The following is an 8,284-nucleotide window of genomic DNA, read 5'->3' as shown; positions in this document are numbered from 1 at the left end:
CCATCGCCGGACTGGTCTCCGACCGCACCGCCACCGCCTGAACAAGGCCCCAGATCAGGCCAGCACATCTCCGCCGCAATCACGCACCAACTCGTAAGCCCGAGGGTGGGGCCACTTCAGTCCGTTCCTCTGGAGGTCGGCGGGCAGGCGGCGGGCACCAGGTGAAGCGCGAGGGGTCAGTCCACCCTGTGCCGCGCGCCGCGCCGGGGGAGTTACTCGTCTGCCGCCCGGCCGGGCGGAGTGCCACGGCGGCCAGGAGGCCGGACCCGGCCGCTGCGCGGCCCCCGGCGCGAGCGAAGGCCCCCAGGCCCGGAGCGGCGCCGCCCCAGTCCGCTCCCAGGCTGCCGGCCCGCCGGGCACCCCGGCCCTGCCCGTCGGAGGCTGCTCGCCGAGTTGAACGTGGCTGAGCGGATTGACTGGACGCGCGCGTGCGTGGATGCCTCTTACGTGCGGGCGAAAAGGGGGGGTGCCGGGGTTGGCCCGTTGCCGGTCGACCGTGGAAAGTCGTGCAGCAAGCACTACCTGATCTGCGACGGCAACGGCACCCCGCTCAAGGTCGTCACCACCGGCGGGAACGTCCCCGACGTCACTCAGGCCCTGCCCTTGGTCGACGGCGTGCCACCTGCCGCAGGCAGGCCCGGGCTACCGCGCAAGCGGCCCAAGTCGGTTCCCGGGGACAAAGGTTACGACAGTAGGCACCTGAGGCGAGAGCTGATCCGCCGTCGGATCCTGCCCGTCATCTCCTGTCCGTCATCTCCCGCCGAGGCGAGCCCGACATCTGCGGCCTGGGCAAGCTCCGCTACGTGGTGGAGCAGTCCTTCGCCCTGCTCCACCAGTTCAAGCGCCTCGCCACCCGCTGGGAACGCCGCGTCGGCTTCCACGATTCACTCATCTCACTCGCCTCCGCCCTCATCTGCTGACGACGGCTCGACAAGCCAACGCCGTGATCGTGTTACGGGCTCCTACGGTCGGTCAATCCCAGAAAGGTCCTGAAAGGCGGCGTCAGCGCCAGCCACTACGAGGAGATCGTTTCCCCGCCGCGCACCTGGTGAGGAACCGGACCAGGTGCTGGGTGTGGCTCTGCGATTCTCGGCAGACGATTAGACCCGCTCGGCGGCGCCGTGCGCCCTATCCTCTTGAAGATGACTGTGGATTTGCCGTCGGAGGGGGAGCGGACTATGTCAAGAGTGAGGTCGGTATGGGCGAATTTCTGGCCTTTAGCGGTACTTCCCGTGGTTGCCGGCGCGATGGACCTACTTCTGTGGTGGTACGGCGAAGCATGGAGCTGGTCGGACTGGGCATCAAGTTTCGGCCTGGGGGCGGTCACCACGATGATCGTCGGCATGCTGCTGGCCCGCCGGCAGGGAAACATCCAAGAGGCACTGGCCGACCTGGAGCTGACGGAGAAGGTAGCCATTCTCACCTCCTCAGTGCCGGAATTACGTGAGGCCAGCACGCCCGGCCTCACGTATCGGTCACTGTACGACTGCCGAGCTGGCCTATCGCTAGTGCCACTCGCCCGGGCATCCATGCAAGAGGAGTACCTACAAACGATCGCTCGGGTACTGGAAACCCTCAAGGAAAACCTCGGATCCTCCCTGCTCTCGCACACCCACTGGATGGACGACAACTGGGCTGACCTCGCCACGGCCATCGAAAAACTACGAGAGACCGCAATGCTCAACACAGAAAAGTCAACGATTATGGCCAATCGCTGGCGCGGCGAACTCGACAGCAAGACGTAGCAACTGCTGCGACTGGCGACATGCACTGTAGATTTCGAAATATTCCGCACGCACTTCACTAAAAGTGTAGACCGAATTCGGACAACCCTTAATTGGGAGGCGTTGTCAGAAATTGCCGCCCAGGAAAACAGCGCCGTACGCGTCTCCCGCGTCTCCATCGACATACCGCCCTACGGCCTCGCCGCACTGGAGCCCTACCACGCCCCCTGGTACCGACCCCGAACCGGAACAGGGTCCACCGAAGTCGGACACGACCATCCGGACGCCGTTCCCATTCGACACGCGGAACTGGCCACCAGCCTGTCCACCATCCAAGGCGACCGCCAATCTCGGATCAAGGTACTGCGCGACCACTACTCGGCCCGCGTGGAAGGACAAGGCGTCTCAGCGATCCTCGCGACCTACGTTCTAGGCCCACGACGCCTTCTCGTCCTGGACGGCAACCACCGGCTGGCCGCCCTCGCCCAACTCGTCGCCCAAGGAGCACCAGCCAGGCTCATCGAGTTCCGTCTCACAGCACCAGTGAATTCCACAATTCTGCCCGACCTGGTCCACTACCAGGACGACTGCCCCGCCCCATAACAGCGACGGTGCGGGCGGCGGTCAGGTCGTGGGTGCGGTCGGGCAGGGCGCGAAGTATCCGTACGAGTTTGCCTGTCGGGCCGGTGATGACCTGCGGTTGACGGCGTGGCGTCGGTGCTTCCCGGAGTAGTCGGCGCGGTTGTCGCCGAAACGGTCGCACTTGGCGAGGGTGCCATCGACCAGGACGTACTCCGGGCCGGCGGCGCGCAGGGTCCGGGTCAGACCCGGGGTCATTCCTGGCGAGCAGCTCGGTGACCTGGTGGACGTAGGCGTGGATGGTACCGACGCTGATCCGGAAGCCGGCGGCGATCTGGGCGAGGGTGTCGGGCTTGCGCAGGTACACCAGCACGACCAGAGCCCGCGGGGACGGCCGGAGCTTGCACCGTCGGTTACCCTCGCGGGTGACGATGAGCATGGTGACCCACTCGACGAGCGCCCGCGCCGGGCTCCACACCCTGACCGACGACGACCACCTGGCGGTCCGCGACCTTACCTGCCACCTCGATGCGGCGACCGTCCGGCAGGTCGCGAACTGGTCCGAGCGCACCCGCGTCACCGCCCACGCCCTGGCCGCGCCCCCCGAACGGCCTGCCCGGCCCGTCGTACGCCGCAGCGGTTTCTGACCCGCCGCCCGCTGGGACGTCTCCTCCGTCTTGGCCGCCCTCGCCGACCTGGCCGGCGCCCGCCTCACCGACCGCATCCTCACCCACCTGCTCTGCGGCTACGCCCTCCTGTTCGGCCGAGCCGACCTGGCGGTCGCTGCCTGACCGAACGGGACGAGGTCGGGTTGGCGGAGCCGCCGAGTCGTCGACCAGCCAGGCGAGCGCCCGTGCGACCCCGAGCGCGCAGCAGCGCTGCGCGTGCCCGGCGAGGCGGCGGCGGAGCTACGGTGCACCCGACACGTGCGGCGCCGCGACGTCACGCTCGGAGGCCGTCCTGAAAGCCTGGTCGGGCCGGTCCGGGAGTAGTTTGCGGCGAGTCCGCCTGTCGGAGGCACTCAGAGGCGGGCACGGTGGCGAGTGCGCCGCGAAGGGTGCATAGATCGACACCGCCGGCCTCTATCTTCGTGCTGCTGGGCGTAGTCCGCTGTCTCGTCGGCCCCCGTCCGGCCTGGCCTGGCCTGGTGTGGGATTGTTCGGTTCCGCATCCGGCCTGGCCCGCACCGGGTGTGTGACCTGACCGGGTTTCGGGGGCTGGTTTCGGTTTGTGGTGGACCAATCCGGGTGGGTGGCGGGGTGTCGTCCGACGCTCTAGTGGTGTTCTGGGGGTGGTCGGTTTCCAGTGACGTTGGGTGGTCGGTTCTCCCGGCCGGGCGGGGCCTGGCGGTCCGTCGGGGGTCGGGGCTGTTTCGGGGTGCTGCGGTGATTTGACGGCCCGTCGGGAATGCCACTGGTTTCCGCCTGGCCTTTCCTTCTCGGTTCGGCCTGAATTACCGCTGGTCGGGGTTGTTTCGGCGGGGCCGTGGATTCGGGGGTCGGGTTCGCCGGGGGATTGCGGTGGTGGCCGGGCTGCTTCCTGCCGCCGGCGGCGGTCCGCCGGTCGCCGGCCCCGGGCCGGGTGCTGGCCGTCGTTCTGGGCCGGGTGCGGTTGCGTCTGGTCGTCGTCCTGGTCGTCGTGCTGCTTGCTGGAAGGCGGGCGCCCGGGCCCGCCAGGAGCAGCCGCCCCCGGCCCCGGGCCACTGTCCGTCTGGCCCGCTGCCGGGCCGGGGGCGGGCCTGTCGAAGCGTGTCGGGGCGGGTGTTGCTGCGGCTGGTCGTCGTCTTGTCGGGCGGGTTCCCGTCCTCGGAAGGCTGCAGGCCTCCGTCCTGGCACCGTCCCGGCCGGTTCCGGGTTCGGTCTTGCTGTTGCTGTTGCTGTTGCTGTTGCTGGTCCTGCCGGGTGGCATGGGTGGGGCGGTAGCATCCGGTCGGTATTCGCCGCGGCTCAGGGGGAAGCATGGTCGGACCGAAGGACGTGCGTCGCCGGGTCGACTCGGCCGTCGGGCAGGCGGTGGTGGCCGTCGGGATGGGGCTCCTCGCGCTGTGGCCTGGGGCGGGCTCGCAGCGGCTCGTGTTCGGGATCCTCTTCGTGCTGGGAGTTCTGAACCTGCTGTTGATGGGTCTCGGGCCGTGGCTGGTGCGGCGTGCGGAGGCGAGGGGCCGTCTGCGGGGCCGCCACTCCCGTACCTGAGCCACGACGGCGGGCGCTTGGGCCGTGCCGGCAGCCTCGACCAGGCCCTGGCCGCCATCGTCGAACGGGCCGCCGGGTGCGGGCAGGTGTGAATCGCGGGGTTGCGCGCGGCGGGGAACTGTCCGGAGGCGGGCGGCGTCACTGCCACTGGTGCGGGACGGACAGTGGGGGGCAGTGAGTGAAACGGTTCGTGGGAAGCGTGGCAGGGCAGTTCGCCGTGGCGGCGACCGCCTGTGGGGTGCTCTTCGCCCTGCTGTGGACGCTCGCGGGCTGGGTTCTGGGTGAGCTCGTCGACGGAATGCCTCCCCTCCAGAAGTAGCCCACCGCCGGTCGCCGGCTGCGGGCCGCGCCCTGGCCGCCGTTCCCGGCCGGGTGCGGCTGCGCCTGGTCGTCGTCCTGGTCGTCGTGCTGCTTCCCGGGGGCGGGCGCTGCGGCCCGGCCCAGTCCCGTCCGCCGACGTTCGGTGCCGCCCGCCGTCGCCCCGGCTCCGGCCTGCCAGGAGCAGTCTGCCCCGGCTCCGGGCTGTTCTGCGTCGGGCCTGTTGCTGGGCGGGGTGCTCCTGTGGCGGGGGGTGTCGCGTGGGGGTGCTGTCGTGGTGTGTGACGTGGGTGGGAGGGCCGGATCCCCTGTGTGTGGGCGGGCCGCGACAGCCATCGCGACAGGGGCGTGGCGGTGCTCCCCCGGCCCGCCCGCCGCTGCCCCCGCCGCCCGCCGCCGTCCGGTCCCGGCCCGCCCGCCGAGGCGCGGCGAGGTCATCAGGGCGCCCCGGGTGAGCGTTCCGGCCGGTGGTCATGGGGTGGTGCCCGGCCGGGGTGCATGCAGCCGCCCGCACGGGTCATACGGGCGGTGCGGAACCCCGCGTCCAGTCCTGTGGGCGCACGCGATCCTCCAGGTCCGGGTTCCGCGCCGACGCCGCCCCTGCGGTGACCGGCCGCGCTTCGAGCACGCGGCCGGGACAAATCCCTCAGGGGCGGCGTCCGCACGCGCGCCCGGCACCACTCCGTCCCGGCACCACCTGCTGTACCCCCCGTCAGGGGGCCGTAGGCCGCCGTCCCGGCCCCGCTCCCGCCCGGCCCGCCTGCCACCCCCCTGCGGGCCGGCCGGATCGGGTGCGGCTGCGCCGGGCCGTCGTGCTGGCGGTGGTGCCGGCTTCTTCCCAGGCTGGGGCAGGGTTGTCCCAGCCGTGTCCCACGGGTGTCTCAACACGCCGGGTATGTCTGTTTTGCTAGGACGGTCTCAGGCCGTATCCCCTGGTGGGGGCGTTTCGCGTGTGGGGCTGGGACGGGGGCTGGGACACGGCCCCGCCGCTGACCCATTGACCTTTGACAGGTGACCTTGACCGATTGCCATACGATCTTGACCACCAGTAGGTTCCTGCCACCTGATCTTGACTGATGGTAGGGGAAGCGACGAGGGTCGCCGTGTGGGCGTACGGCGATGCCGCGCCGGTGGAGCTCGAGTTCGGCGTTGTGGACGCCGATGGGCTCTGCCGGCTCCCGCGGGGGAATGCAGTTGAGCAGTTGGGTCCGGCCGGAGATGCTCCCTGCATGGCCCACACCGGAACCGAAACGGCTGACCAGGGATGGGATGGCCCCTGGTACCGCGTCCGTACAGATCGCTTCGAGGCGTCGTTCCTGCCCGGCGCGGGCGAGGCTCTGGACAGCGTCTGCAACATCGACGTGGAGGTGCGGCTGGCAGCGGACGGCTCACGCTGGAGCGCGACCGTGTTCACCCTTGCCGAGGTCGAACGCCTCATGGAGAGGTGGTCCCGGACCGGCGAGGCGCTGGACGGCCGCTACTTCTGGTGCTCCGACGGCCTCATCGTCCGGGAGCCCGGCATCGACAACATGACGCAGGTGCTGGTCGGCCTGCTCGACGACGGCGACTTCACCCAGGTCCTCCAGCGGCTCCACGACGAATGACCGCCCACGCCCGGCCAGCCGGGCGGGTTCGACCGCCCGGAGAGGCTTCTACCGGTCGGGGTCTACGGGGTGGGCCCGTGTCCACTGCTCTTCGAAGGCGCTCCGGCTGATCTCCTGACCTGCCAGCGCCGGGTCGAAGAGGTCCACCACGGGTGGATTGAACGACCAGTCGTCAGGACCACTGCGCAGGGCAGCACCGCTCTCCGGCACTTCCACCTGCCGCAGGCGGCGCCCGTCGGCGCCCACCTCCATCAGGTAGTCGACAGGTCCCTCGCCCTCCTCGTCCCAGCGCCGCCGCAGGTACACGATGCCCCTGTCCGCGAGTACGCCGAAGCCCTCCCGCCCGCGCTGCGCGTCACGCTCGGCACGCAGCGCGTCCAGGCCCGAGGTCATCTGGGACGCGTCGATATCGGCCTCCTCCAGTTCCTCCCTCTCGAACCTGGCCACGGTCTCCGGGTCGGTGATCACCTCGACCCAGGCGAGCCCTTCGAGTACCTCCCGTGCCGACCGCGCACGGACCCACCACCACGAGCCGCCCATGCCGTAGTCGTGCAGTACGAGAAAGCGGCGCTTGTGCGCGACGTCGTTACCAGCCATGGAAGCCGAGCCTAACGAGGCGTGCAGCAAGGCTGCGGGGCCGGTCAAACTCGCCTGTCAATCGGTCAAGGTCACCTGTCAGAGGACAGACCCGTCTTCCGGGCTCTGGGGCCCGCGCTCCTGTGCGGGCGCGAGTGCGGCGTTGTTCTTCCCGGCGATGGCGGGCTGCGGTGCGGAGTGCGTGCGGCTGCGCAACGCACCCCCGTACCGGCCCCGCGGGGTCCGCACCACCTGGTCCGCAGTCGGCGTTGCCGCAGTTCAGGGCTTTGCGTACGGGCACGCACCCGGTCAGTCGAGGTCGGCGGAGGCGAGGTGGACGGCGAGGACCAGGTGCGGGACGGCGGCCAGGCACAGCTCGGCCGCGGTGGACGGATCCGGTGCGGTGCGGGCCTCCTGGAGGGCGAGCAGGCCGGCCACCACGCGCTTGTCGACCGCCGCGTCCAGCACCTCACTGGTGGTGAACTCCCCGGACTCCGCGAACTCCAGCGCCAGCACGGCCGCCTGCGCCGGATCCTCGCGCCACCGCTTCGCGACCTCCGACCCGGCGGCCACCAGCTCCATCGCCGCGCCCTGCCCCACGGTCGCCACCGCCACCAGAGCAGTCCCGGCCGGCCCGGCCGCCTCGACCCGGCCGGCCTCGTCGTCGGGGCCGGGATCGGTGAGGTCCTGGGCGGTGGCCACCACCACCCTGGCCGCGTACGTGCGCTGCGCCTCCCGCTGCTCCCGGGCGAGTTCGCCGGGCCACCGTTCGTCGTCCTCGGCGCGGGCCCGGTCCAGCACCACGGGGGCGGTCAGGCCGATCCGCACGTACAGCAGGCCGGCCGCGACATCGATGGACAGCTGCCCGGGCGGGGCGGAGGCGATCGGCCGGTAGACCTCGGCGGCGGCCTCAGCGCAGGCGCCGATCAGGTCGGTCAGAGAGGCGATCAGGCGGGCGTGGCGGCGCCGACGGGCGGGCCGCTCCAGACGGGAGGTGGTGGTCACCCGCGCAGTGCGCCGCCCGCCCCGGCCGCCCAGAGGGCTTCCGACATAACGGCCCGACCCGGCCACCACCGTGCTACGCCACGGCGCTCCGCCGCGGCCGGACCGGTCGGCGGCGGGGCGGCCGTCGCACCGCCAGCCGGTCGGTGGAGCCCGGAGAGGCTGTCCCAGGGATGTCTCAGGCCCTGTCCCAGCACCGTCCCACCATGTCCGGTTTCGACCGTTTCGCTAGGCCAGTCCCACCCCAAAACCCCAGGTGGGAGCGTTTCGCGCCCGGCCTGGGACAGGG

At 70.8% G+C, this 8,284-nt stretch carries 6 protein-coding genes and 3 pseudogenes; 6 read left to right on the top strand and 3 right to left on the bottom strand.

Annotated features, from left to right (window positions below; translation table 11 throughout):
* Window positions 1-240: 240 nt before the first annotated feature.
* Window positions 241-735 (top strand): annotated as a pseudogene (locus ACIQVD_RS33685) (transposase); the annotation flags it as partial.
* Between the two features lie 512 nt (window positions 736-1,247).
* The gene (locus tag ACIQVD_RS33680) at window positions 1,248-1,745 is read left to right on the top strand and encodes a hypothetical protein (RefSeq protein ID WP_402292666.1); all 498 of its coding nucleotides are present in this window, start codon (window positions 1,248-1,250) and stop codon (window positions 1,743-1,745) included.
* Window positions 1,746-2,301: 556 nt separating this feature from the next.
* Here the strand turns inward: ACIQVD_RS33680 and ACIQVD_RS33675 are convergent.
* A pseudogene (locus ACIQVD_RS33675) lies at window positions 2,302-2,742 on the bottom strand (transposase family protein); the annotation flags it as partial.
* Between ACIQVD_RS33675 and ACIQVD_RS33670 the strand changes: the two are divergent.
* The 4 genes and pseudogenes from ACIQVD_RS33670 to ACIQVD_RS33655 all read left to right on the top strand — a co-directional run bounded on the left by ACIQVD_RS33670 (window position 2,735) and on the right by ACIQVD_RS33655 (window position 6,417).
* Complete coding sequence (locus tag ACIQVD_RS33670; protein ID WP_402292665.1) at window positions 2,735-2,950, top strand: hypothetical protein; 216 nt, start codon at window positions 2,735-2,737, stop codon at window positions 2,948-2,950. The pseudogene ACIQVD_RS33675 and the gene ACIQVD_RS33670 sit on opposite strands and share 8 nt — an antisense overlap.
* 6 nt (window positions 2,951-2,956) lie before the next feature.
* A pseudogene (locus tag ACIQVD_RS33665) lies at window positions 2,957-3,094 on the top strand (DUF2267 domain-containing protein); the annotation flags it as partial.
* Window positions 3,095-4,261: 1,167 nt separating this feature from the next.
* Window positions 4,262-4,495 carry a hypothetical protein gene (locus ACIQVD_RS33660; RefSeq protein WP_402292664.1) on the top strand — a complete coding sequence of 78 codons (234 nt, stop codon included), beginning with the start codon at window positions 4,262-4,264 and terminating at the stop codon, window positions 4,493-4,495.
* A gap of 1,547 nt (window positions 4,496-6,042) precedes the next feature.
* Window positions 6,043-6,417, top strand: a complete 375-nt coding sequence (locus ACIQVD_RS33655; protein ID WP_402292663.1) for a hypothetical protein — start codon at window positions 6,043-6,045, stop codon at window positions 6,415-6,417.
* A 48-nt stretch (window positions 6,418-6,465) separates the two neighbouring features.
* On the opposite strand, the gene ACIQVD_RS33650 is transcribed toward ACIQVD_RS33655, so the two are convergent.
* Together ACIQVD_RS33650 and ACIQVD_RS33645 are read right to left on the bottom strand one after the other, a co-directional pair.
* Window positions 6,466-7,014, bottom strand: a complete 549-nt coding sequence (locus ACIQVD_RS33650) for a hypothetical protein (protein WP_402292662.1) — start codon at window positions 7,012-7,014, stop codon at window positions 6,466-6,468.
* Between the two features lie 288 nt (window positions 7,015-7,302).
* Window positions 7,303-7,998 carry a hypothetical protein gene (locus tag ACIQVD_RS33645; RefSeq protein WP_402292661.1) on the bottom strand — a complete coding sequence of 232 codons (696 nt, stop codon included), beginning with the start codon at window positions 7,996-7,998 and terminating at the stop codon, window positions 7,303-7,305.
* Window positions 7,999-8,284 lie beyond the last annotated feature (286 nt).

This window comes from Kitasatospora sp. NPDC090308 (assembly GCF_044769485.1).
In the GTDB taxonomy this organism is placed as follows: domain Bacteria; phylum Actinomycetota; class Actinomycetes; order Streptomycetales; family Streptomycetaceae; genus Kitasatospora; species Kitasatospora fiedleri.
Note: the sequence above shows the minus strand (reverse complement) of the source record. Positions and strands in the feature narration are given on the sequence as shown.

Excerpts from the sequence above, each read along its gene's own strand:
- ACIQVD_RS33650 (WP_402292662.1), bottom strand. The coding sequence starts at position 7,014 with ATGGCTGGTAACGACGTCGCGCACAAGCGCCGCTTTCTCGTACTGCAC.
- ACIQVD_RS33670 (WP_402292665.1), top strand. The coding sequence starts at position 2,735 with ATGAGCATGGTGACCCACTCGACGAGCGCCCGCGCCGGGCTCCACACC.
- ACIQVD_RS33680 (WP_402292666.1), top strand. The coding sequence starts at position 1,248 with ATGGACCTACTTCTGTGGTGGTACGGCGAAGCATGGAGCTGGTCGGAC.
- ACIQVD_RS33660 (WP_402292664.1), top strand. The coding sequence starts at position 4,262 with ATGGTCGGACCGAAGGACGTGCGTCGCCGGGTCGACTCGGCCGTCGGG.
- ACIQVD_RS33655 (WP_402292663.1), top strand. The coding sequence starts at position 6,043 with ATGGCCCACACCGGAACCGAAACGGCTGACCAGGGATGGGATGGCCCC.